This is a genomic window from Microbacterium jejuense (assembly GCF_039544225.1).
In the GTDB taxonomy this organism is placed as follows: domain Bacteria; phylum Actinomycetota; class Actinomycetes; order Actinomycetales; family Microbacteriaceae; genus Microbacterium; species Microbacterium jejuense.
Genome location: NZ_BAABLG010000009.1, coordinates 130,682 through 154,239 on the forward strand (window position 1 = coordinate 130,682; position 23,558 = coordinate 154,239).

The 23,558-nt window shown below is 70.2% G+C and carries 20 protein-coding genes and 1 tRNA gene; 6 read left to right on the forward strand and 15 right to left on the reverse strand.

The features are described 5' to 3' along the window. Positions 1-28 precede the first annotated feature (28 nt). From tmk to ABEA46_RS16510, 7 genes are all read right to left on the reverse strand, one after another. Positions 29-655, reverse strand: coding sequence for a dTMP kinase (gene tmk / locus ABEA46_RS16480; protein ID WP_345545979.1), 627 nt, complete (start codon positions 653-655; stop codon positions 29-31). Beyond that, on the reverse strand, positions 652-3,369 hold the full coding sequence (gene topA / locus ABEA46_RS16485; protein WP_345545981.1) for a type I DNA topoisomerase: 2,718 nt from the start codon (positions 3,367-3,369) through the stop codon (positions 652-654). Before topA ends, tmk begins: the two co-directional genes overlap by 4 nt. Positions 3,370-3,437: 68 nt before the next feature. Then, positions 3,438-3,755, reverse strand: a complete 318-nt coding sequence (locus tag ABEA46_RS16490; protein ID WP_345545982.1) for a helicase — start codon at positions 3,753-3,755, stop codon at positions 3,438-3,440. A gap of 46 nt (positions 3,756-3,801) precedes the next feature. Beyond that, entirely contained in the window at positions 3,802-4,161 is a 360-nt protein-coding gene (locus ABEA46_RS16495) for a TadE family type IV pilus minor pilin (RefSeq protein ID WP_345545985.1), read from the reverse strand. Then, a complete protein-coding gene (locus ABEA46_RS16500) occupies positions 4,158-4,397 on the reverse strand; it encodes a DUF4244 domain-containing protein (RefSeq protein WP_345545986.1) in 240 nt (79 codons plus the stop codon). Before ABEA46_RS16500 ends, ABEA46_RS16495 begins: the two co-directional genes overlap by 4 nt. Before the next feature lie 56 nt (positions 4,398-4,453). Next, entirely contained in the window at positions 4,454-5,395 is a 942-nt protein-coding gene (locus tag ABEA46_RS16505; protein ID WP_345545987.1) for a type II secretion system F family protein, read from the reverse strand. Beyond that, positions 5,392-6,582 (reverse strand): TadA family conjugal transfer-associated ATPase, encoded by a 1,191-nt coding sequence (locus ABEA46_RS16510; RefSeq protein WP_345545989.1) that lies wholly within the window; start codon positions 6,580-6,582, stop codon positions 5,392-5,394. The genes ABEA46_RS16505 and ABEA46_RS16510 overlap by 4 nt, the downstream gene beginning before the upstream one ends. A 419-nt stretch (positions 6,583-7,001) precedes the next feature. On the opposite strand from ABEA46_RS16510, the gene acs reads away from it, so the two are divergent. Next, positions 7,002-8,996 (forward strand): acetate--CoA ligase, encoded by a 1,995-nt coding sequence (gene acs / locus ABEA46_RS16515; RefSeq protein ID WP_345545991.1) that lies wholly within the window; start codon positions 7,002-7,004, stop codon positions 8,994-8,996. A gap of 69 nt (positions 8,997-9,065) precedes the next feature. Here the strand turns inward: acs and ABEA46_RS16520 are convergent, their stop codons facing one another. Further along, a complete protein-coding gene (locus tag ABEA46_RS16520; protein WP_345545993.1) occupies positions 9,066-9,533 on the reverse strand; it encodes a RidA family protein in 468 nt (155 codons plus the stop codon). Positions 9,534-9,535: 2 nt separating this feature from the next. Further along, positions 9,536-9,751, reverse strand: a complete 216-nt coding sequence (sp36, locus tag ABEA46_RS16525; RefSeq protein ID WP_141893777.1) for a Sp36 family protein — start codon at positions 9,749-9,751, stop codon at positions 9,536-9,538. Positions 9,752-9,861: 110 nt separating this feature from the next. Here sp36 and ABEA46_RS16530 point away from each other — a divergent pair, with 110 nt between their 5' ends. From ABEA46_RS16530 to ABEA46_RS16545, 4 genes are all read left to right on the forward strand, one after another. Beyond that, positions 9,862-12,711 (forward strand): transglycosylase domain-containing protein, encoded by a 2,850-nt coding sequence (locus tag ABEA46_RS16530; RefSeq protein ID WP_345545996.1) that lies wholly within the window; start codon positions 9,862-9,864, stop codon positions 12,709-12,711. Next, the gene (locus ABEA46_RS16535; RefSeq protein WP_345545997.1) at positions 12,711-13,655 is read left to right on the forward strand and encodes a metallophosphoesterase; all 945 of its coding nucleotides are present in this window, start codon (positions 12,711-12,713) and stop codon (positions 13,653-13,655) included. The genes ABEA46_RS16530 and ABEA46_RS16535 overlap by 1 nt, the downstream gene beginning before the upstream one ends. 29 nt (positions 13,656-13,684) lie before the next feature. Continuing rightward, positions 13,685-13,761 (forward strand) — tRNA-Pro (locus ABEA46_RS16540). Between the two features lie 51 nt (positions 13,762-13,812). Further along, positions 13,813-14,589: an HAD-IIB family hydrolase gene (locus ABEA46_RS16545; RefSeq protein WP_345545999.1), complete on the forward strand. Its 777-nt coding sequence runs from the start codon at positions 13,813-13,815 to the stop codon at positions 14,587-14,589. A gap of 234 nt (positions 14,590-14,823) precedes the next feature. Here the strand turns inward: ABEA46_RS16545 and ABEA46_RS16550 are convergent, their stop codons facing one another. Further along, a complete protein-coding gene (locus ABEA46_RS16550) occupies positions 14,824-16,176 on the reverse strand; it encodes an alpha-hydroxy acid oxidase (RefSeq protein WP_345546001.1) in 1,353 nt (450 codons plus the stop codon). 17 nt (positions 16,177-16,193) lie between these two features. Further along, on the reverse strand, positions 16,194-16,943 hold the full coding sequence (locus ABEA46_RS16555; protein WP_345546003.1) for a FadR/GntR family transcriptional regulator: 750 nt from the start codon (positions 16,941-16,943) through the stop codon (positions 16,194-16,196). 125 nt (positions 16,944-17,068) lie between these two features. Between ABEA46_RS16555 and ABEA46_RS16560 the strand changes: the two genes are divergently transcribed. Next, the gene (locus ABEA46_RS16560) at positions 17,069-17,902 is read left to right on the forward strand and encodes a DUF1295 domain-containing protein (protein WP_345546005.1); all 834 of its coding nucleotides are present in this window, start codon (positions 17,069-17,071) and stop codon (positions 17,900-17,902) included. Between the two features lie 4 nt (positions 17,903-17,906). Here ABEA46_RS16560 and ABEA46_RS16565 read toward each other — a convergent pair whose 3' ends face one another. From ABEA46_RS16565 to ABEA46_RS16580, 4 genes are all read right to left on the reverse strand, one after another. Continuing rightward, positions 17,907-18,554 (reverse strand): thymidine kinase, encoded by a 648-nt coding sequence (locus ABEA46_RS16565; protein WP_345546006.1) that lies wholly within the window; start codon positions 18,552-18,554, stop codon positions 17,907-17,909. A gap of 18 nt (positions 18,555-18,572) precedes the next feature. Further along, complete coding sequence (locus ABEA46_RS16570) at positions 18,573-20,624, reverse strand: DUF2207 domain-containing protein (protein ID WP_345546008.1); 2,052 nt, start codon at positions 20,622-20,624, stop codon at positions 18,573-18,575. Positions 20,625-20,701: 77 nt separating this feature from the next. Further along, on the reverse strand, positions 20,702-22,216 hold the full coding sequence (locus ABEA46_RS16575) for a malate:quinone oxidoreductase (protein ID WP_345546010.1): 1,515 nt from the start codon (positions 22,214-22,216) through the stop codon (positions 20,702-20,704). Between the two features lie 224 nt (positions 22,217-22,440). After that, positions 22,441-23,511, reverse strand: a complete 1,071-nt coding sequence (locus ABEA46_RS16580) for an aspartate-semialdehyde dehydrogenase (protein WP_345546011.1) — start codon at positions 23,509-23,511, stop codon at positions 22,441-22,443. Positions 23,512-23,558: the final 47 nt, after the last annotated feature.

Below are 23,558 nucleotides of genomic sequence, written 5' to 3' on the forward strand. Positions count from 1 at the left end.
GGCGCCTCCCGGGTCCCCGACGGCGCCGTCAGCCGAGCAGGTTCTCGACGCGCGCCCGCACGTCCGCGGCGAGCTCGTCCGCGGGGCGCGACGCGTCCAGCACCAGGAACCGCCCGGGCTCCGCCGCCGCGAGGGCGAGGAACTCCTCGCGCACCCGCGCGTGGAAGTTCTCCTTCTCGGCCTCGAGGCGGTCGAAGGGCTTGTCGTCCGCGTCGAGGCGGGCCCGCGCGACGACCGGGTCCAGGTCGAGCAGCACCGTGAGGTCGGGCAGCAGGCCCCCGGTCGCCCAGAGCGACAGCTCGCGCACCTCGTCGCGACCGAGCACGCGTCCCGCACCCTGATAGGCGACGGACGAGTCGAGGTAGCGGTCCTGGATGACGACCTCGCCGCGCGCGAGCGCCGGCCGCACGAGCGTCTCGATGTGGTGGGCGCGGTCCGCGGCGTACAGCAGCGCCTCGGCCCGCGGCGACACCTCGCCGCGGTGGTGCAGCACGATGTCGCGGATGAGGATCCCCACCTCTGTGCCGCCCGGCTCGCGCGTGCGCACGACGGTGCGCCCGGCATCCTTCAGCCACTCCTCGAGGAGCGCCGACTGCGTCGTCTTGCCGACGCCGTCGCCGCCCTCGAGGGTGATGAACAGACCTGCCGCACTCACTTCTTCGCCGCGGGCTTGCGCGTCGTGGTGCGTCGCGCGGCGGGACGCTTGGCGGGTCCCTTCGCGCGCTTGTCGGCGAGCAGCTGCACGGCGCGCTCGAACGTGACCTCCATCGCGTCCTCGCCGCGCGGGATCGTGGCGTTCGTCTCACCGTCGGTGACGTACGGGCCGAAGCGGCCGTCCTTGAGCTTGATCGGCTTGCCGCTGGTCGGGTCGGCCTCGAACTCCTTCAGCGCCGAGCTCGCCCCGCGGGCGCCGTACTTCGGCTGCGCGTAGACGGCCAGGGCCTCTTCGAGCGTGATGTCGAAGATCTGCTGCTCGCTCTGCAGCGTGCGCGAGTCCGTACCCTTCTTGAGGTACGGGCCGTAGCGGCCGTTCTGCGCCGTGATCGGGGCTTCGGTATCGGGATCGATGCCGACGGTGCGCGGCAGATCGAGGAGCTTCAGCGCCGTGTCGAGGTCGATCGTGTCGACCGACATCGACTTGAAAAGCGACGCGGTGCGTGGCTTGGGCGCGACCTCTTTCTTGGCACCCCGCTTCTTCGGCGCGGGCTCCTGCTCGACGACCACGACCTCGCCGGTCGCCTCGTCGACCTCCTCCGCTGCGGGCGGGTCGGCCTCCTGCACATAGGGGCCGAAGCGGCCGTCCTTGACCACGACGAGCTTGCCGTTCGCGGGGTTCTCCCCCAGCACGCGGTCGCCGGCGACGGGGGCGTCGATGAGCTCCTGCGCCTTCGCGGGCGTGAGCTCGTCGGGTGCGAGGTCTTCAGGGATGTTCACCCGGCGCGGCTCACCGGCCGGGTCGGCAGCATCGGGCACCTCGAGGTACGGGCCGTACTTTCCGAACCGCAGCGTCGCCACATCGCCGATGGGGGTCGAGTTCAGCGCACGCGCATCGATCTCGCCCAGGTTGTCGACGATGTTGCGCAGGCCCACGTGATCGGTCGAGCCGAAGTAGAACTCCTGCAGCCAGTCCTGGCGCTTCTGCTCGCCGCGCGCGATGGCGTCGAGGTCGTCCTCCAGCGCAGCGGTGAAGTCGTAGTCCACGAGATCGGCGAAGTGCTGCTCGAGCAGACGGACGACGCTGAACGCCAGCCAGCTCGGAATGAGCGCCTGACCGCGCTTGGTGACGTAGCCCCGGTTGATGATGACGTCGATGATACTCGCGAACGTCGAGGGGCGTCCGATGCCCTTCTCTTCGAGAGCCTTCACCAGCGACGCCTCGGTGTAGCGGGGCTTCGGGCTCGTCGAGTGACCCTTGGGCTCGACCTCGCGCAGCCGCAGCACGTCGCCCACGGCCATCGCGGGCAGCGACTGGTCGTCGGACTTGTCGGCGTCGCTGCGCTTCTCGTCGCGGCCTTCTTCGTACGCCTCAAGGAAGCCCTTGAAGGTGTAGACGGTGCCGGATGCGGTGAACTCGGCGCGGCGGCCGCCCGCCGTGACCTCGAGGGTCACGGTCGTCGTCTCGTACTTGGCGTCGGCCATCTGGCTGGCCATCGTGCGCTTCCAGATGAGGTCGTACAGGCGCAGCTCGTCGCGGTCGAGCTCGCCCGACACCGTCGACGGGGTGCGGAACGTCTCGCCCGACGGGCGGATCGCCTCGTGCGCCTCCTGTGCGTTCTTGCTGTTGTTGCGGTACGTGCGGGGGTTGAGGGGCACCGACTGCGCGCCGTAGAGCGTGACCGCCTGCTCGCGCGCGGCCTGGACCGCCTGCGTCGACAGCGCGGTCGAGTCGGTGCGCATATAGGTGATGAACCCCTTCTCGTACAGTCGCTGCGCGACGCCCATGGCGTGCTTGGCGCTCATCGAGAGCTTGCGTCCCGCCTCCTGCTGGAGCGTCGAGGTCGTGAACGGGGGCTTGGGGCTGCGGGTTCCGGGCTTGGACTCCAGAGCGGTGACGGATGCCTCTGCCGCCGCCTCGATGGCCGCAGCGAGCTCGCGCACCTGGGCCTCGTCGAGGACCAGCACCGCCTTCTTCAGCTCACCGCGGTCGTCGAAGTCGGTGCCGCGGGCGAGGACCGCGCCGTCGACGCGCGCGAGGCGGGTCGAGAAGGACTCGTCGAGGCCCTGCGGGCGGTTGGGCGCGGCGAGCGCCTCGATGTCCCAGTACGACGCCGATACGAACGCCATGCGCTCGCGCTCGCGGTCGACGACCATGCGCGTCGCGGCGGACTGCACGCGCCCGGCGGACGTGCCCTGCTGGACCTTGTACCAGAGCACCGGGCTGACGTCCCAGCCGTACAGGCGGTCGAGGATGCGACGGGTCTCCTGCGCGTCGACCAGTGCGAGGTCGAGCTCGCGCGTGTTGCCGACGGCGGCCTGGATCGCGTCCTTGGTGATCTCGTGGAACACCATGCGCTTGACCGGGACCTTGGGCTTGAGCGTCTGCAGCAGGTGCCACGCGATGGCCTCGCCCTCGCGGTCTTCATCGGTGGCGAGCAGGAGCTCGTCCGCCCCCTTCAGCGCGCGCTTGAGTTCGGCGACGGTCTTCTTGCCGCGCTCGCTCTCGACGTAGTAGGGGTCGAAGCCGTTGTCGATGTCGATCGAGTACTTCCCGTACGCCTCCTTCTTGTCGGCGGGGATGCTCTTCTTGTCTGCCAGGTCGCGGATGTGCCCGACCGAGCTGAGCACCTCGTAGCCATCGCCGAGGTACCCCTGGATCGACTTCATCTTCGTCGGTGACTCGACGATGACGAGCTTCTTGCCTTCTGCCAACGGGGGCGTCCTTTCTTCGACGCAAACCATACACGCCAGTTATCCATGAGCGGACTGTGAGCGACGGATCACGGCGGCGGGCCGGCACGGGCGGTGGCCTGCGCGGCGACGGGGCCGAACCGGATGGCGACGGTCACGGTGGCGATCAGCCCGTCCAGTGCGCACGCGTCGACGCGAGCACCGAAAGTGGCCGCGACCTCGGCCGCACGTTCGCACGGGATGCCGCCCACCGCCCCCGATGCGGCGTCCGCGGCGGCGAGCGCGCCGGCGTCGGCGGACGACGCCAGCCGTTGTCCGACGACCGACGCGGATCCCGCAGCGGCGAGTCCGACGGCGAGGATCGCGGCGCCCGCCACGACGCCCACCGCCGCGATCGAGCCGGCCATCAGCGGTCGCCCTCGGCACACACGGCGCCGTCGCGCCGGAGCGGGCTCACAGCCCGCCCGCCAACGCGCAGCCGGTCGCACTCACGCGCAGTCCGAGCAGTGCGGGCGCCGAGGCGGTGACGCAGACGAGCTCCCCCTGCGAAGAGATGTCGACGGATGCCTCGGCCACCGCCGCGGTCACGGCCCCGGTGACGCGCGACGACTGCTCGCCCCGCGCGCTCAGGCGTGCGGCATCCGCGACGGCATCCTGCAGACGCACCTGACGCGACGCCCCGGCGAGCGCCCCCACACCGACGGCCAGCACGACGGCGACAGCCGGAAGGGCGATCGCGAACTCGGCGACGACGGAGCCTCGATCGTCCGCAGATCGCCGGCGCCGGCCGCCGCCGAGTCGCGCGTGGATCATGCGACGGTGAGGGCTCGGCGCACGAGATCCGTCAGGATGCCGCGCACTTCGTCGGAGCGCATGATGACCACCAGCAGGCCGGCGAAGGCCACCGCGGCCATGGTCGCGATCGCGTACTCGGCCGTCGCGGCGCCGGCGTCGTCGGCCAGCGCGCCCTCCGCAGTCCGCCGCCGGAAGAGGCGTTCAGCGCGACGCCGCGTGAGGCGGGGAAGGGTCGAGGGGTGTCGAGAGGACATGGGTACTCCGTTCGTTCGGTTCTGTGTTCGCGGGCACGTCGTGGTGGGCACGGTCTTCAGAGCGACAGCGACATCGTCGACATGACGCCCAGCAGCATCGGGGCGACGCCGAGCAGCAGGAACGCGGGCAGCGTGCACACGCCGAGCGGCACGAGCAGGCGCGAGGAGAGCTTCGCCGCGCGCAGCCTGCCGTCGACGCGCGCACGGTGGCGGGCGTGGGCCGCGCAGGCCCGCAGCAGTTCGACCGCGGGCACCCCGGCCGAGCGCGAGAGCGACAGCACGGATGCGACGTCGTCGTGCGGTGCGGGCGCCGCGTTCTGTCTGCCCGGCGTGCGCAGGGCACCGGCGTCGGCGACGACGGCCAGGGCGCGGTCGATCGAGACGCCACCGCTCAGCGCGATCGCGACCAGCTCGGCCTCGAGTCCGGGCACTCCCGCCGCGTCGGACGCGGAGCGGACCAGTCGCGCCGTCCAGCGCTGCGCGACGACGATGAGGATGCCGCCGGCAGCCAGGCACGCGATGCCCAGCGGCGACCCGAACAGGGTGCCGAACGTGTCGAATCCCAGCGCTGCGCCGAGCGCGACCGCGAGGAGCGGCAGCCAGCCCATCAAGCGGGCGGTGCCGGCCGGCTCTGCCAGGGCCACCCGCACGTCGTCGGCGGCCTCCTGCGCATCGCTCAGGGCGGTGGCCAGTCCGCGCAGGCATGCAGCCAGCGGCGCTCCGACGGTCGAGGCCACCTGATACGCGACCGCGACCTCTCGCCAGGCGTCGGATCCGACCGCGGCGATGGCGGCCGGCAGCGGCATGTCGTGGGCGGTCGCCGTGACGACCCGCGCCGCCGCAGAGTCGCCCACCCCGGCAAGATGCTCCCATGCCCGCGCCGGGGCGACGCCGGCCTGCAGCAGCACAGCCAGCTGCAGCACTGTCGCGGCGGCCGCCTCCGTCTCGGCCTCCGGGGTCGCCCGCCGAGAGCGGAGGCGCCGCAGCACAGCGGTCACGAGATGCTCCCCGCGTCCGTGTCCATCGCGAGCCGCCCCGCCGCGTCGATCACCGGACACCCGATCGCCGCGATGCGGCGGACGCCGTCCGCGCCGCGCTCGACGTGCACGACGAGGTCGATCGCGCTCGCGACCTGCCGGGCCAGCGCCCGATCGTCGAGCCCGGCCAGCGCGCCGAGGGCCTCCAGTCGCGCCGGGACGTCGAGAAGACTGTTGGCGTGCACGGTGCCGGCACCGCCGTCGTGGCCGGTGTTGAGCGCCGACAGCAGTTCGCGCACCTCGTCGCCGCGGCATTCGCCCACGACGAGGCGATCGGGGCGCATCCGCAGCGCCTCGCGCACCAGTCGGGCCAGCCCGATGCCGCCCGCACCCTCGAGGTTCGGCTGCCGTGCCTCGAGGCGCACATGGTGCGGATGCGCGATGCGCAGCTCTGCGACGTCCTCGATCGTGACGACCCGCTCATACGCCGGCGCCCGGCTGAGCATCGCCGCGAGCAGGGTCGTCTTGCCGGCGCCCGCGGCCCCCGACACCAGCAGGTTGGCGCGGCGCTCGATCGCCTCGTCGAGCCGCCGCCGCGTCGCCGCGTCGAACATGCCGTTCCGGCCGAGTTCGTCCAGGGTCGGGTCGGCCATCCGCGGGACGCGGATCGAGATCGCGGTGCCGCCGGGCGCGATCGGCGGCAGGACGGCGTGCACGCGGATGCCGCCCTCCAGCCGCACATCCACACAGGGCGACGCATCGTCGATGTGTCGTCCGCCATGACCGATGAGCGACACCGCGAGGTCACGCACCTCGTCCTCGGTCGCCCGCCACTCGCGCGCCGGCGCGACGCCGGCCCCGCGGTCGACGAACAGCCCTGCCGCGCCGTTGACGAAGAGATCGGTGACGGCAGGGTCGTCGAGGTAGGCAGCGAACGGGGCGAGCGAGGGATGCCGCTCCCCCGGCTCGACCGTCGGCACCGCGTGTTCACGTCCGGTGCCGGCCGGAGCACGCGACGCCTCGGCATCGGCCGGCGCACCGGACCGCGGCACCCACGCGACACCGCCGACCAGCGGCGCCGGTTCCTGCCGGGGGCGCGGCTCGACAGCCGGCTCGGGGAGCGCCGGGATGCCGGCATCCATTCGTCCGCCCGGAGGCCGCACGACCGCGGCTCCCGGACGGGGTGCGACGGTGAACGGCGTGGCCATGGGTCCGACGCTAGGAGCCCTCGGGCAGCGTCATGGGCCGGGGCAGCGCATCGGTGGAGGAGCGCACCGATGCCGTGGCTGGGGAGGAAGGAGCACCCGGCGCGGAACCGCTCCCAGACGAGTGAAGGCGGCATCCCATGGGGGGAATGGGATGCCGCCGTGCGCGGACCCGAATTCGGGGGGTGACGTCGGGTGCCGCAATGCCAGAATCGAATGTTCGGCCAACGGTCAGCATAGGCGAGGTAAGGGTCCGAACAAAACGAAAAGGAGAGGATTCTCACTGATATATCGGTCGTGTCGCGTGTCGGCCGGGCCACCTACTATCGGGGGTAGTCGTCTGGAGGCGCCGTGGGTACATTTCCTGGCAGACTCGCCGACATCCCTCGGCCTTCCTCAAGCCCGCAAAGGAGCGCGCTCACATGAGCGAACAGAACCCGATCACGCACGCCGGCAGCAGCCAGATCGACCACCTGCTCACCGAGGATCGGCGTTTCGCTCCCTCGTCCGAGTTCGCCGCGAACGCCGTCGCCACCGCGGACCTCTACGACCGTGCGAAGGCCGACCGCGAGGGCTTCTGGGCCGACCAGGCGCGTGAGCTGCACTGGCACAAGCCCTTCACCGAGGTGCTGGACTGGTCGAACCCGCCGTTCGCGAAGTGGTTCGCCGACGGCGAGCTCAACGTCGCCTACAACTGCCTCGACCGTCACGTCGAGGCCGGCAACGGCGACCGTGTCGCACTGCTGTGGGAGGGCGAGCCCGGCGACGAGCGCCGCGTCACCTATGCGGAGCTGACCGACGAGGTCAAGCGCGTCGCCAACGTGCTCGAGGGCCTGGGCGTCGGCGCGGGCGACCGCGTCGCGATCTACCTGCCGATGATCCCCGAGGCTGTCGCCTCGATGCTCGCCGTCGCGCGCATCGGCGCGATCCACTCCGTCGTCTTCGGCGGCTTCTCCGCCGACAGCCTGCGCGCCCGCATCGACGACGCCGGCGCCAAACTCGTCATCACCGCCGACGGGGGCTACCGCAAGGGCAAGGTCTCGCCCCTGAAGCCCGCCGTCGACATGGCGCTCGCCGACCGCGGCACCGGCGTGCAGGAGACCGTCGAGCATGTGCTCGTTGTCAAGCGTGGCGACAACGAGGTCGACTGGGCCGACGGCCGTGACCTGTGGTGGCACGACGTCGTCCCCGCGGCATCCGCCGACCACGAGGCTCAGGCGTTCCCCGCCGAGAACCCGCTCTTCATCCTCTACACGTCGGGCACCACCGGGAAGCCCAAGGGCATCCTCCACACCTCGGGTGGCTACCTCACGCAGGCGACGTTCACGAACAAGGTCGTGCACGACATCCACCCCGAGACCGACGTGTTCTGGTGCACCGCCGACATCGGCTGGATCACCGGCCACAGCTACGTCACGTACGGCCCGCTCGCGAACGGCGCGACCCAGGTGATGTACGAGGGGACCCCGGATGCCCCGCACCCCGGCCGCTGGTGGGAGATCGTGCAGAAGTACGGTGTCACCGTGCTGTACACGGCGCCGACCGCGATCCGCTCGTTCATGAAGCTCGGCCGCGCGATCCCGAAGCAGTTCGACCTGTCGTCGCTGCGCCTGCTCGGCTCGGTGGGCGAGCCCATCAACCCCGAGGCGTGGATGTGGTACCGCGAGATCATCGGCGGCAAGACCGCGCCGATCGTCGACACGTGGTGGCAGACCGAGACCGGCGCGATCATGGTGTCGGCGCTTCCCGGCGTCACCGAGACCAAGCCCGGTTCGGCGCAGGTGCCGCTCCCCGGCATCTCGATCGACGTCGTCGACGAGGACGGTACGCATGTCGGCAACGGCAATGGCGGCCTGCTCGTGATCACCGAGCCGTGGCCGTCGATGCTCCGCGGCATCTGGGGCGACCCGGAGCGTTTCGTCGAAACGTACTGGGAGAAGTTCCAGAAACAGGGCTTCTACTTCGCCGGCGACGGCGCCCGCCTCGACGACGACGGCGACGTGTGGTTCCTCGGCCGCGTGGACGACGTCATGAACGTGTCGGGCCACCGGCTGTCGACCACCGAGATCGAGTCTGCGCTCGTCGGCAACGAGGCGGTCGCCGAAGCCGCCGTCGTCGGCGCCTCCGACGAAACCACCGGCCAGGCGGTCGTGGCCTTCGTGATCATCAAGCAGTCTTACCTCGACGCCCACTCCCCCGACGGCCTGGCGCAGGGCCTGCGCCTGTGGGTCGGCGAGCAGATCGGCCCGATCGCCCGCCCCCGCGACGTCTACATCGTCGGCGAACTGCCCAAGACCCGCTCGGGCAAGATCATGCGCCGTCTGCTCCGCGACGTCGCCGAGGGCCGCGAGGTCGGCGACACCACGACGCTCGCCGACACCGCCGTGATGTCGGTGATCTCGGCGCAGGTCAAGTAAGGACGAGAAGAGGGGATGCCGCAGCCTCGGGCTGCGGCATCCCCTCTGTCGTTCCTGACGAGCGGAGGCTCAGGCGAACGAGAAGACGACCTCGACCTCGACGGGGGCGTCCAGCGGCAGAACGGGGACGCCCACCGCCGAGCGCGCGTGGCGGCCGGTGTCGCCGAAGATCTCGCCGAGCACCTCGCTCGCCCCATTGATGACGCCAGGCTGACCGGTGAACTCGGGCACCGAGGCGACGAAGCCGGTGACCTTGAGCACGCCCGTGAGGCGGTCGACACCGCCGACAGCCGCGGCAGCCGCGGCGATCGCGTTGAGGGCGCTCTGACGCGCGTAGGCCTTGGCGTCGTCGGCGGGCACGAGCCCGTGACCGTCACCGACCTTGCCGGTGGCCGGCAGCGCACCGGCCACCATCGGCAGCTGGCCGGCGGTGTAGACGAGGTCGCCATGCGCCTTTGCGGGAACGTACGCGGCCACCGGCGGCACGACGGACGGAAGCTCGATGCCGAGCTCGGCGAGGCGATCGCTGACGGCCACTGTCACTCCCCCTCGAACTGGCGGGCGGCCTGGGCTGCGGCATCCAGTCCGGCGTTCTGCTGCCCGCCGCCGGAGGGGCGCTTGAAGTATGCGACCAGCCCGCCCTCGGGGCCGGGGACGATCTGGACGAGCTCCCAGCCCTGCTTGCCCCAGTTGTTGAGGATGGCGGCGGTGTTGTGGATCAGAAGGGGCGTGGTGAGGTACTCCCACGTCGTCATCGCGACTCCTCGAGTGTGCGGGAACAGACGGCTGGTGAAGGCTGGGAAACCCCTTTGCGGGCTGAGAGTCCTTGATGGATCGCCCAGGTATCTCCCCTACGATCAAGCCTATGCCTGATACCAAACGCACGGCCACCGGCGTGCTCGGCGGACTCGCCGGACTCGTCGGACTCAGTGCCGCAGCCGGTGTCCTCATCGCCGCGACCGTCACCCCCGCGGTCGCGATCACGAGCACCGCGGCAGAGCGCGCGATCACGATGTTCGACAACCTTCCGAGCGTCCTCGAGATCGACCAGCTCATGCTCCCCAGCAACTTCTACTACACCGATCCGAACACCGGTCAGCCGGCGCTGATGACGAAGTTCCTCGAGCAGGACCGCACCCAGGTCGAGTTCGACCAGATCGCGCCGGTCATGTACGACGCGCTGCTGTCGAGTGAAGACCCCCGCTACTACCAGCACGGCGGCATCGACCTCATCGGCACCGCGCGCGCCCTCCTCTCCAACGCCAAGGGCGGCGCTGAGACGCAGGGCGCCTCGTCGATCAGCCAGCAGTACGTCAAGAACGTCCTGATCCAGAAGTGCGAGCAGGACGCGAAGACCGAGTATGAAGTCGACAAGGATGGCAACACCGTCCTCGACGACAAGGGGAACCCGGTCGTCAAGGTCAGTCGCGAGAAGGCGCTCCTCGACTGCTGGACGGACGCCACGACCGCCGAAGGCCCCGAGGGCTACACGCGCAAGCTGCAGGAGATGCGCTACGCCATCTCGCTGGAGCAGAAGTACTCGAAGAACGACATCCTGCTCGGCTACATGAACATCGCCAACTGGGGCGGCGTCACGTACGGCATCGAGTCGGCGGCGCGACAGTACTTCGGCACCACCGCGGCGAATCTGACCGTCGCCCAGGCCGCCACACTCGCCGGCATGGTGCAGAACCCGAACAACTACCGCATCGACAAGCCGCTCGGCTCCATCTGGAGCCAGGACGGCACCACGAGCTTCAACAAGGCGCCGGACGGCGTGATCGACGAGGGCGCCAACCTCGTCGCCCTCGACAACCTCGTGAAGTCCGGCGAGATCACCGAGGAGCAGAGGTTCGCCGCTGCAGACGGCTACACCTCGACCAAGGTGCGTCAGCTGTACGTGCTCAGCCGCATGCTCGACGACGGCAAGATCACCCACGAGCAGTACGTCGAGGCCGCGGTCTGGCCCATCACGCCGAACGTGGTCGATGCGCAGACCGGATGCGTCAAAGCGGTGGGCATGGAGTATTTCTGCCAGTACGTGAAGGACGTCATCCTGCACGACCCCGCCTTCGGCGAGACGGCCGAGGACCGGCGGCAGCTGCTGGATCGGGGCGGGCTGAACGTGTACACGACGCTCGACCCTCGCGTGCAGGCGGCAGCGCAGCAGTCGATGGCCGCGAACGCGCCGGCCACCATCGAGTTGCGGCAGAGCACGAATCCGGACTTCGCAGGTCAGCCGGGCGTCTTCGGTGCTGCGTCGACCAGCGTCGAAGCATCGACCGGACGGATCCTCTCGATCGCGCAGAACACGATCTTCAGTGAAGATGCCGCCTATGCGAGCACCCCCGGGTACTCGTCGCTCGTCTATGCCGGCAACGAGCAGTTCGGAACCTCCAGCGGTGCGCCCGTCGGATCGACCTTCAAGCTGTTCACCCTCATCGACTGGCTCGAGAAGGGGCACTCCGTCAACGAGACGCTCAATGGCACGCTGCACGTGTTCAAGCGCCTCAAGAACAGCTGCAACAGCGACTTCGGCGGTGAGCCCCACGACTGGGTCAACGGCGGCAACACGCTGATCAACAACTTCAACAAGGCGAAGGGCTACATCGGCACACCGATGCGATTCACCAAGGAGTCGCTCAACACCGGGTACTTCGCGATGGCCGAGAAGCTCGACCTGTGCGACATCAAGAACGTCGCGACCCGCATGGGGGTCACGCTCCCCAACGGCAAAGAGGTCAAGATGAACGACCTCAACTCCATCATCGGCACCAACAACGTTTCGCCCCTCGCGGTAGCCGGTGCGTACGGCACCGTCGCCAACAACGGCACGTACTGCCAGCCGCAGGCGATCGACCGCGTCACCGACTCCAAGGGCGTCGACCTGCCCCGGCCGGAGCGGACGTGCACGCCGGTGATCGCTCCCAATGTCGCCGCCACCGCCGCCTACGCCCTCGCTGGCGTCATGAACGGCGGCACCGGCAGCGGCGGGAACCCGTACGACGGGACCCAGCTCATCGGAAAGACGGGAACCCACGAAGAGCTCCAGACCTGGATGGTCGAGTCCAGCACACGCGTCGCGTCGGCGACCTGGGTCGGCAACGTGCAGGGCGGCGGCGACGTCTTCAAGACGTACAACGGCCGCACGCAACTGTCGACGGTGCGCTATGCCGTCGCGAAGGACGTGCAGCGCGCCGCGAACGAGGCCTACCCCGCCGAGAACTTCGCGGCTCCCGATGACGCGCTCACGAAGGTTCAGCTGATCGACCTTCCCAACGTGCTCGGCATGTCGATGCAGGATGCTCAGGCACAGCTGGAGGACGCCGGCTTCACCGTCGAGGTGGGCTCTGAGACGGCCTCGAACCAGCCTGCGGGCACCGTCGGCGCGCAGAGCCCCGAGGCCGGCAAGGTCGCGGGCGGCACCACTGTCACGATCAGCCCCAGCAACGGCAAGGGCATCTCGGTGCCCGACGTGTCGGGTCGCTCGCTCGACGACGCCAAGCGGGCGCTGCGCGCGGCCGGCTTCGGCAACGTCAACGACGGCCAGTGCACGCCGACCAAGGACGGGTCCAAGGATCCCCGAGCCACGGGCACGAATCCGGCGGCGAACGCCGTCGCGGACCGCAACGCCTCGATCAGCGTCGACTACACCGCCTCCGACTGCGGTGGTGGCGGCGGGGGTCGCGGGAACAACGGCGGCGGCAACGGCTAGTGCCGGCAGCATCCACTCGCACCGCCCTCACCGTGCTCGGCACGGTGGGGGCGGTCGGCGCAGGCGCCGCGATCTGGGGAATCGGCATCGAGCGCTACCTGTTCACCGTCCGCTTCCACGAGGTGCCGGTGCTGCCCGCAGGCGCGGCGCCCATCCGCGTGCTGCATCTGTCCGACGCCCACATGGCGCCGTGGCAGCACCGCAAGCAGCGCTGGATCGCGGCTCTCGCCGAGCTGCAGCCCGACCTGATCGTCAACACCGGCGACAACATGGGCCACGACGACGGGCTGCGAGGGCTCCGCGCCGCCTTCGACCCGCTGCGCGGCATCCCGGGCCTGTTCGTCCACGGGTCGAACGACCATGCGTCGCCGTCGCCGCGCAACCCGTTCAAGTACTTCCTCGGGCCGTCCAAGGCGGAGCCGACGTGGGAGCCGCTGGACACCCAGGCCCTCGACCGCTACCTCACCGACGAACTGGGGTGGCTCGACCTCAACAACCGCACCGGATCGGTGGATGCCGGTGGCCTGCGCATCGGCGCGTTCGGCGTGAGCGATGCCCACCGCGGGTGGGATCGGCTGGAGGTGCTCCCCGACCTCGTGGCGGGACTGCGGGCATCGGAGCCGGACGTGATGCTCGGCGTGACCCACGCGCCCTACCGTCGCGTGCTGGACGACTTCGTCGACCTCGGCGCGGACGCGATCTTCGCAGGCCACACGCACGGCGGGCAGGTGCGCGTGCCGGGCTTCGGCGCACTCGTCGCCAACTGCGACATCCCGCTGAAGCAGGCCCGTGGACTGAGCGAGTGGACCCACCTGGGGCACGCCGTGCCGCTCAACGTGAGCGCCGGACTCGGCCATTCGATCTACGCCCCGGTGCGCTTCGCGTGCCGTCCCGAGGCCTCACTTCTCACGCTGATCCCCCGGCGTGGTCAACAGCACCCCTGACGATCGGTTAGACTCGGAGGGTTGCAAAACGGGGTGTGGCGCAGCTTGGTAGCGCGCTTCGTTCGGGACGAAGAGGCCGCAGGTTCAAATCCTGTCACCCCGACCACAAAGAGGCTCCGCCGGAAGGCGGGGCCTCTTTCATGAAAGGAGCGAGATCGTGACCGACGCTGTCGCTCCCCGTCTGGTCGCCTTCGATCTCGACGACACCCTCGCGCCGTCGAAGAGCCCGATCGACGCTCGCATGGGCGAGCTGCTCATCGCCCTGGCCCGGCGCGTCGACGTCGCGATCATCTCGGGCGGGCAGCTCGCGCAGTTCACGACGCAGGTCGTCGACCGGCTTCCGGATGCCACAGCCGACGTCCGCGCCCGGCTGCACCTGCTTCCCACATGCGGCACGCAGTACTACCGGCTGTCGCCCGACGCCGTCGTGACGGTCTACCAGCGGTCATTGACCGACGACGAGAAGTCGCGCGCCCTGGCCGCCGTCGAGGGCGAGGCGCGCCGCCTCGGGCTGTGGGAGGCCGAGACCTGGGGCGACATCCTCGAGGACCGCGGCTCGCAGATCACCTTCTCCGCCCTCGGCCAGCGGGCCCCCGTCGCCGCGAAGTCGGCCTGGGACCCGACCGGCGAGAAGAAGAGCGCGTTGCGCGCCGCCGTCGCCGCCCTCCTCCCCGACCTCGAGGTCCGCTCCGGCGGATCGACCTCGGTCGACATCACCGAGCGCGGCATCGACAAGGCCTACGGCATGCGTCAGCTCGCCGAGCAGACCGGCATCAGCCTCGACGACATGCTGTTCGTGGGCGACCGTCTCGATCCCGACGGCAACGACTACCCGGTCCTCGCGATGGGCGTGCGGTGCCACGCTGTCGACGGCTGGGAGGACACCGTCGGCTACCTCGAGTCGCTCATCCCCACGCTTCCCGTCCGCGTCTGACGACGCACGTTCCTCGCTCGCTCGACGACCAGGACCTCCCGGGTCGTTGAGCGGAGCGAGGAACGAGCGAAGACGAAACGCGGTGGGACGCCCTCGAGAAGCCAGCCCCGCTCGCCAACGTCGCGGAAGTGGCCGGCTCCGACGGGCGGGCTGCGACGTTTCGACTCGCTCCGCTCGCTCAACGACCAGGAGGTCACACGGCTGTCTCCGTGCGACCGCGAGGACGCGCGTCCGTCAGGCCTTGGCGCGCGCGGCGGCGGGCTTCGCGGGACGGGAGGCTGCGGCATCCCCCTTCGCGACAGTCGATCGCGCAGCGCGCGGCGCCGACGCGGCCGAAGCCGCCGCGACGACGGGCGCGGCCACGGGCACGAGACGCTGCAGCTGCGTGACGTGGCGCGGCTCGAGCTCGGCGATCGACGAGACGCCCAGGAGCTTCATGGTGCGCTCGATCTCGCTGCGCAGGATCGCGATCGTGCGGTCGACACCCTGGCGTCCGCCGGCCATCAGGCCGTACAGGTACGCGCGGCCGATGAGGGTGAACTTCGCGCCGAGTGCGATCGAGGCGACGATGTCGGCGCCGTTCATGATGCCGGTGTCGACCATGACCGTCGCGTCCTTGCCGACCTCGCGGACCACCTCGGGCAGCAGCCGGAACGGGATCGGCGCCCGGTCGAGCTGACGCCCGCCGTGGTTCGACAGGATGATGCCGTCGACGCCCGCATCGATGAGCCGCTTCGAGTCGGCGACGTTCTGCACGCCCTTGACGACGATCTTGCCGGGCCAGATGTCGCGGATGATCGCGAGGTCGTCGTAGCTGATCGTCGGGTCCATGGCGGCGTCCAGCAGCTCGCCGACGGTGCCGCCGGTGGTCGACAGCGACGCGAACTCGAGCTTCGGCGTGGTGAGGAAGTCGTACCACCACCACGGCCGCGGGATCGCGTTGACGATCGTGCCGAGCGTCAGCTGCGGCGGGATCGAGAAGCCGTTGCGCTTGTCGCGCAGGCGGGCGCCGGCGACCGGCGTGTCGACCGTGAACTGCAGCGTGTCGAAGCCTGCCTCGGCGGCGCGGCGCGCAAGCGCGTACGAGATCTCGCGGTCGCGCATGACATACAGCTGGAACCAGTTGCGGCCGTTCGGGTTCGCCGCCTTCACACCCTCGATCGAGGTGGTGCCGAGCGTCGAGAGGGTGAACGGGATGCCGGCGGCACCGGCCGCGCCGGCACCGGCGGTCTCGCCCTCGGTCTGCATGAGGCGCGTGAAGCCCGTGGGCGCGATGCCGAACGGCATGGCCGACGGACCGCCGAGGATCTCGGTGGACATGTCGACGCTCTCGGCGGGGCGGAGGACGTCGGGGTGGAACTCCACGTCCTCGAACGCCTGACGGGCGCGGGCCAGCGACAGCTCGCCCTCGGCGGCGCCGTCGGTGTAGTCGAACGCGGCCTTGGGCGTGCGGCGCTTGGCGATGGTGCGCAGGTCGTAGATCGTGAGCGCGGCGTCGAGGCGGCGCTTGCGCGCGTCGAGCTCGGGCTTCTTGAACTGCATCAGCTCGAGCAGCTCGGCAGGCTTGGGGAATTGGCGGGTGACCATGGGGACCTCTCGTTCGGTCAGGGGTTCGTGGGGAGATGGATGCCGGCGGCCACGGGAGCGAGTCCTGCGGCCTCGTAGTAGCCGGCGATGTGATCGTGGACGAGGGTGCGTGCGCGGGCGCCGTCGCCCGCATCCACGGCGTCGAGGATCGCGTGGTGCTCGTGGCGCAGGCGTGCGGCCGCGGCATCCCAGTCGGCGATGCCGGCGGCGCCGGCCTGCACGTACGACTCGATGGCGGTGCGAAGACCCGCCATCATCGCGGCGATCACGACGTTGCCGGACGCCTCGGCGAGCGCGAGGTGCAGCTGCGCGTCGAGGGCGAGGAACTCGGGGGCGGTGAGGTCGTCGGCATCCATCGCCGCGACGATGTCGCGGGCCGAGCCGACTTCACGGGCCGGGTCCGCGGCGAGGGCGTCGACCACGGCGGATTCGAGCACCAGCCGCGTGGCGACGACGTCGTCGAACGGGAAGCCCTGAGCGGCCACCTGGAGCCGCAGCAGCGCCGACATGCCACCTTGGGGCGTGGCGATGATGATCGCGCCGGAGGTCGGCCCCGAGCCGGTGCCGGTGCGGATCAGCCCCATCACCTCGAGCACGCGCAGCGCTTCGCGCACGCTGGAGCGCCCGACGCCGAGCGTGGCCGACAGCTCGCGCTCGGGAGGCAGACGGTCGCCGGGACGCAGCCTGCCGTCGAGCAGGTCGGTCTCGATCCGCTCGAGCACGACGCGCCAGGCGCGCGCGGCGGGTGGGGTGGGGGTTCCGGTCACGGATCTCCTCATCCATGCTCAGGACACGGCGTCCGCGCCGTGTGGTCAGACCACGATAACGTGTGGTCCGACCACAGGCAACCCGCGTGACGCCAGATGTCCCCGCGGCGCGCTAGCCTGACGTCATGGATCCCCTCCTCCTCGTGCTCATCGTCGCGGGCGTCGCAGCGGCCTTCTGCTGGATCACCTCGCTCGTGACGAACGAGACCTCGTGGATCGACCGGCTGTGGTCGATCGTCCCGGTGATCTACGTGTGGATCTTCGCGGCGGCCGCGCTCATCGCCGGCCTCGACGCGACCCGTCTGGTCGTGATGGCGGTCCTCGTGACGGCGTGGGGCGCGCGCCTCACCTTCAACTTCGCGCGCAAGGGCGGCTACACCGGCATGGAGGACTACCGGTGGGCGATCCTGCGGGGCCGCATGACACGGTGGCAGTTCCAGCTGTTCAACCTGTTCTTCATCGTCCTGTTCCAGAGCGGCCTGCTGGTGCTCATCGCCCTGCCCGCGTACATCGCGTGGCAGCATCCCTCGCCGTTCACCGGATGGGATGCCGTCTTCTCGGCGCTGTTCGCCGCGTTCCTGATCGGCGAGGCCGTCGCCGATCAGCAGCAGTGGCGGTTCCACCAGGCGAAGAAGGCCGCCGGCGGCACGCTGGCGCCCAGGTTCCTCACGACAGGGCTCTTCGCCCACAGCCGCCACCCCAACTTCTTCTTCGAGCAGGCGCAGTGGTGGGCCTTCTACGCGATCGGCGCCGTCGCCCTCGTGGCCGACGGCGGCAGCTGGCTCAACTGGACGATCGTGGGCGCGGTGCTGCTGAGCGTGCTGTTCATCGGGTCGACGGTGTTCACCGAGTCGATCTCGTCGGCGAAGTACCCCGCCTACCGCGAGTACCAGCGCACCACGTCGATGCTGATCCCGCTCCCCCGTCGTCGACGGGGCGAGGCGCCCGAGACCGCCTGACCGCCTACTCCAGGCGCCCGCCCGAGGCGCGGAGATAGTCCTCCGCGCAGAGCGACTCGTACGTGATGCGGTCAGCTGTCAGCTCGTCGATGGCGACCTGGTCGCCGTCGAAGACGAACCGGCCACCGACGAGCCGCGCGTTGAACAGCGCCTTGCGACCGCAGCGGCAGATCGTCTTGAGCTCTTCGAGGCTGTGGGCCAGCTCAAGCAGCCGGGCCGACCCAGGAAACGCCTGCGTCTGGAAGTCAGTGCGGATGCCGTAGGCGAGCACCGGCACCCCGTCGAACACGACGATGCGCAGCAGGTCGTCCACCTGCTCCCGGGTGAGGAACTGCGCCTCGTCGATGAGGAAGCAGGCGACATCGACCTCGTGCTCGAGCGACTCGGGCACGAGGGTGTCGGCGGCCTCGGCTCTGACCCGCGCGCGATGCTCCGCGAACAGGGCACGGATATCGTCGTCGGGACGCACCAGGAAGTCGACGGTGCGCTTGACGCCGAGCCGGCTGTCGATCTGGTCGGCGCCCTTCGTGTCGATGGCGGGCTTCGCCAGCAGCACGTGCTGACCGCGCTCCTCGTAGTTGTACGCGGCCTGGAGGAGCGACGTCGACTTGCCGGAGTTCATCGCGCCGTAACGGAAGTAGAGCTTGGCCACGGATCGAGCGTAGTCGGATCAGCGACCGCCGAAGCCGCCGCCGCCTCCCCCGCCACCCGAGAACCCGCCGCCGAACGATCCGCCCGATGACGACCAGCTGCTGGAGAACGATGACCCCGACGAGCTGGACGAGCTGCCGCTGGACACCGGCGTCGCGGCGAGCCGCCCGATCGAGGACGCCGCGTCCGACAGCGAGTTCGACGTGACCGAGTCGAAGAGCGCGACCCGGGTCGCCGGCACCTCGGCGGGTGCGGCAGCCTGGATCACGCGCACCCACTCCCGCTGCATGCCGAACAGCACGGCATACGGCAGCAGGCGCTCGTAGAGATTGACGACGTCGGCCCCCGGTGCGTTGGGCGCGTCGCCGAAGGGACGACGGCCGGCCGACACCAGGTCCGCCGTCTGCGGAGTCTGCGCGGCGCGCAGGCGGTCCTCCTCGGCCAGGCGGAGGTAGTCGCGGATGCCGTCGAGGTACGTCTTGTGGCGGCCGCCCGCGAGCGTCAGCGTCGTCTTCGGCAGTCCGAACCACGGCAGCACGATGAAGGCGCCGAAGGCGCTCGCGATCGAGAAGAAGTTGATCCAGCCGCCGAGGTATCCGAGGTCGGTGAGCACCGAGGGCACGGCGTCGAGGAAGAAGACCATGATGACGGCGATCGCCAGTCCGCCGAACTGCAGAAGACCGCGGATGCCGCCGACCCAGCCCGGCGTTCGACTGCGATACCCGCGGTCCACCGTCGAGTCCTCGATGCGTCGCACGTACGTCACGGCCCGCACCGGCGGCTTCTGGGCGAAGACCCCCAGGTCGACGCGATCGCCGGGCGCGGCATCCTTTCCGAACAGCGTCGTGACGATGCGGCGGTCGTCATGCTCGAGGCCCTCGGCGTCGCGGAGGACGACATGGAAGTCGTCCGCATCTGAGCGGTCGCCGGATGCCGTGATCTCGACCTTGTCGCGCACGGCGAGGTCGACCACGTGCGCGGCGAGCGCCTTGGCGGGCACCCCGAGGACGCCGGCTGACAGCGTCGGCGACTCGTCGACGGGCGGCGTGTACTGCACGATCACGGGCGACCGGTCGGGGTTGCGGCGCAGGAACTGCTTCATGACGATCACGAAGACGAGTCCGCCGAAGCCCGCGAGCAGACCCAGCACGGGGAGGATCCACTCCCACCACGGGTAGGGCGGCGGAGGCGGCGGGGTCGGCGCCACGAACGTTCCGAGCTCGAAGCCGATCGCGACGGTCACGTTCTCGTCGGGGCCCAGGTCGGTGTCGCCGGCGGTGAACGATGCCCGGGTGTCGGCCGCGCCGGCGATGCCGTGGCCGAGCGCCCACACCGCGACGTCGTCGGGCGGGGCCGCGGCGTCCGCCTGCCGGATGTCGCAGCGGTCGGTGGACTGCGCGGGCCCGGTGTAGCAGAACACGTGGTCGGCCAGCACGGCGTCCGCGGCATCCCCGAGGATGTGGACGTTCGCACGCACCTCGCCGAACGACTGCGCATGGTCGGTGCCCACGGTGTCCCAGTAGAACTCGTCGGCCGCGGTGTCTTCGAACCGCAGCACCACGTCGCGCATCGTGTACGAGATCACGTAGGTCTGCGCGCCGTGGACGTACGTGTCGTCGCCGGTGAGCACGTAGACGAAGTCCTCGTCCTGCTCGGTCCACCACGAGACGGGGCCGCCGTCGGCATCGGTGACGCCCAGGACCTGGGGATCATGCGCGATGCCCGAGTCGGCTCTGGGGATCCACCGGACGATGCCCTTGTTCTGATCGAAGTCGGGGAAGTGCGCGACGATCGTCTCGGTCGTGTACAGCTCGCTCTGACCGCCGGCATCCCGTCCCAGCCAGTAGTCGGCCTCGAACGAGTCGTACGAGAAGTCGTCCACCGAGCCCGCCACGCGCAGCGCGGCGGCACCCGACGACCCGGTGCGCACGGCGACGCCCGCGCTGTCGCTCGCCGAGGTGGTGCGGATGAGCGCGAGGGCGCCCGCGATCGCGAGGACCGCGACGAGGGCGATGGCGATGCCCCCGTTGCGCCAGGTCAGCAGGGTGCGCCAGGTGAGCCGTGCTCGCATGCCCCCACACTAGGGGCGAGCGAGCCGCGCTCTCACGGTTCCACGCCGCCCGGCGCTGCGACGAAGCGCGCGGCAGGTCAGGCCGTGAGGGCGAGCGTCTCTGCGGTCTCGCCCAGCGACTCGCGCGCGACCTCGGGGCGCGGGTTGAGCGTGTCGCCGTAGCTCGGGATCAGCTCGCGCAGGCGCGGCTCCCACTCCGCGATGCGGTCGGGGAAGCACGTCTTGACGAGGCCCAGCATGATCGAGACGGCGGTCGACGCGCCCGGCGAGGCGCCGAGCAGGCCGGCGATCGTGCCGTCGGCGCCGGTGACGACCTCGGTGCCGAACTGCAGCACGCCGCCCTTCTCGGGGTCCTTCTTCATGACCTGGGCGCGCTGGCCGGCCTGGATGAGGGTCCAGTCCCCGTCCTTGGCGGTCGGCATGAACACGCGCAGCGCGTCGACCTTGCGATGGTGGTTCTTGACCAGCTCGCCGACGAGGTACGTGATGAGGCTGGGGTTGTCCCACGCCACCTTCAGCATCGGGCCGAGGTTGCCCCAGCGGACCTGGCCGACGATGTCGAACCACGAGCCGGTCTTGAGGAACTTTGGGCTGAACGTCGCGAACGGACCGAACAGCAGCGACGCCTCGCCGTCGACCATGCGGGTGTCGAGGTGCGGCACCGACATGGGCGGGGCGCCGACCGATGCCTGCGAGTAGACCTTCGCCTGGTGCTGCGCGACGATCGCGGGGTCGGAGGTCTTGAGGAACTGGCCGCCGATCGGGAACACGCCGTAGCCCGAGATCTCGGGGATGCCCGAGCGCTGCAGCAGCTTGAGCGCCCAGCCGCCCGCGCCGACGAACACGAACTTGGCGCGGATCTCGCCCGGCGTGCGGCCGATCGTGCGGCGGTACTTGACCTTCCACGTGCCGTCGGCCAGCCGCTTGAGGCGGCGCACCTCGGTGTTGGTGCGGACGTCCGCACCCTCGTCGGCGAGGCGGTCGAACAGCTGGTGCGTGAGCGCGCCGAAGTCGACGTCGGTGCCGGCCGGCATGCGCGTCGCCGCGAACGGCTCGCCCTTGCGGCGCTTCTGCATGAGCAGCGGCGCCCACTGGTTGATGACGCGCGAGTCCTCGCTGTACTCGATGCCCCGGAAGAGGGGCTCGTCCTTCAGCGCCTCGTAGCGCTTCTTGAGGTACGCGACGTCCTTCTCGCCGCGCACGAAGGTCATGTGCGGCGTCGAGTTGATGAACGTGGTCGGGGCGTCGAGCACGCCGGCGTCCACGAGCGACGACCACAGCTGGCGGCTCTGCTGGAACTGCTCGTTGATCGAGATGGCCTTGGACGGGTCGACCGACCCGTCCTTGCCCTCGGGCATGTAGTTCAGCTCGCACAGCGCCGCGTGACCGGTGCCGGCGTTGTTCCATGCGTTCGAGCTCTCGAGCGCGACGTCGCTGAGCCGCTCGAAGACCGCGATCTTGAGATCCGGCTGCAGCTCGTGCAGCAGCGTCCCGAGCGTCGCGCTCATGATCCCGCCGCCGATCAGCAGCACATCGACGGTCTCGACGTGAGGGGCGTGGGCGTGGACGGACTCAGCGGGCGTATCGGTCACCCGTCAATTCTAGTTCGCCCGCAAAGTCCCGACGTCGCCGCGGCGGCCAGCGCGGCCGCCGCGGGTGTCCACCGTGTACGCCCGCCTCAGTTCGTTCGTCACCTGTGCACGCGAGTCCGCGGTCTCAGCGTGCAGGTGACGAACGAACAGAGAGGGAGGGGACAAAGAGAAGAAGAGAAGGGGATGCCGCGGGCCGCGGCATCCCCTTCACACGATCTTGCGGGTCAGGCGTTGGCGCCCAGCTTCGCGGCGATGACCTCGGCGATCTGCACGGCGTTGAGCGCCGCGCCCTTGCGCAGGTTGTCGTTCGAGATGAACAGCACGAGCCCCTTGCCCTCGGGCGCCGACTGGTCGGCGCGGATGCGGCCGACGTAGCTGGGGTCGGTGCCGGCGGCCTGCAGCGGTGTCGGGACCTCTTCGAGCTTCACGCCGGGCGCGGAGGCGAGCACCTCTCGGGCGCGGTCGGGCGTGATGTCGCGGGCGAACTCGACGTTGATCGACAGCGAGTGGCCGGTGAGGACGGGGACGCGCACGCACGTGCCGGCGACGCGGAGGTCGGGCAGCTCGAGGATCTTGCGGCTCTCGTTGCGGAGCTTCTTCTCCTCATCGGTCTCGTTGGCGCCGTCGTCGACGAGGTTGCCCGCGAACGGGATGACGTCGAACGCGATCGGGGCGATGTACTTCTCAGGCTGGGGGAACTCCAGCGCGGCGCCGTCGCGGGCGAGGCGCTCGACGTCGCCCTGTGCGAGGACGCCTTCGAGCTGGCCGAGGAGCTCCTGGACTCCGGCGAGGCCCGAGCCGCTCACGGCCTGGTAGGTGCTGATGATCAGGCGCTCCAGACCCGCCTCGCCGTCGAGGACCTTGAGGATCGGCATCGCGGCCATCGTGGTGCAGTTGGGGTTCGCGATGATGCCCTTGCGCGCCTCGTCGATCGCGTGCGGGTTGACCTCGCTGACGACCAGCGGCACGTCGGGGTCCATGCGCCACGCGCTGGAGTTGTCGACGACGATCGCGCCGGCCTCGGCGAAGCGGGGCGCGTACGTGCGGCTGCCGGTCGCACCGGCCGAGAACAGCGCGATGTCGATCCCGGCGAAGTCGGCGGTCGCGACGTCCTCGACGGTCACGGCCTTGCCCTGGAAGATCACGTCCGACCCGGCGGAGCGGGCGGTCGCGAACGCCCGGATCTCGCGCACCGGGAAGCCACGCTCCTCGAGGATGTCGATCATCGCACCGCCGACCTGGCCGGTGGCGCCGACGACGGCGACGGAGAGTCCTGAATCGGAGATGCGGGTCATGACGTTGTTCCTCAGCGGGGCGTGGAGCGGACGCGCGGGCACCGTCG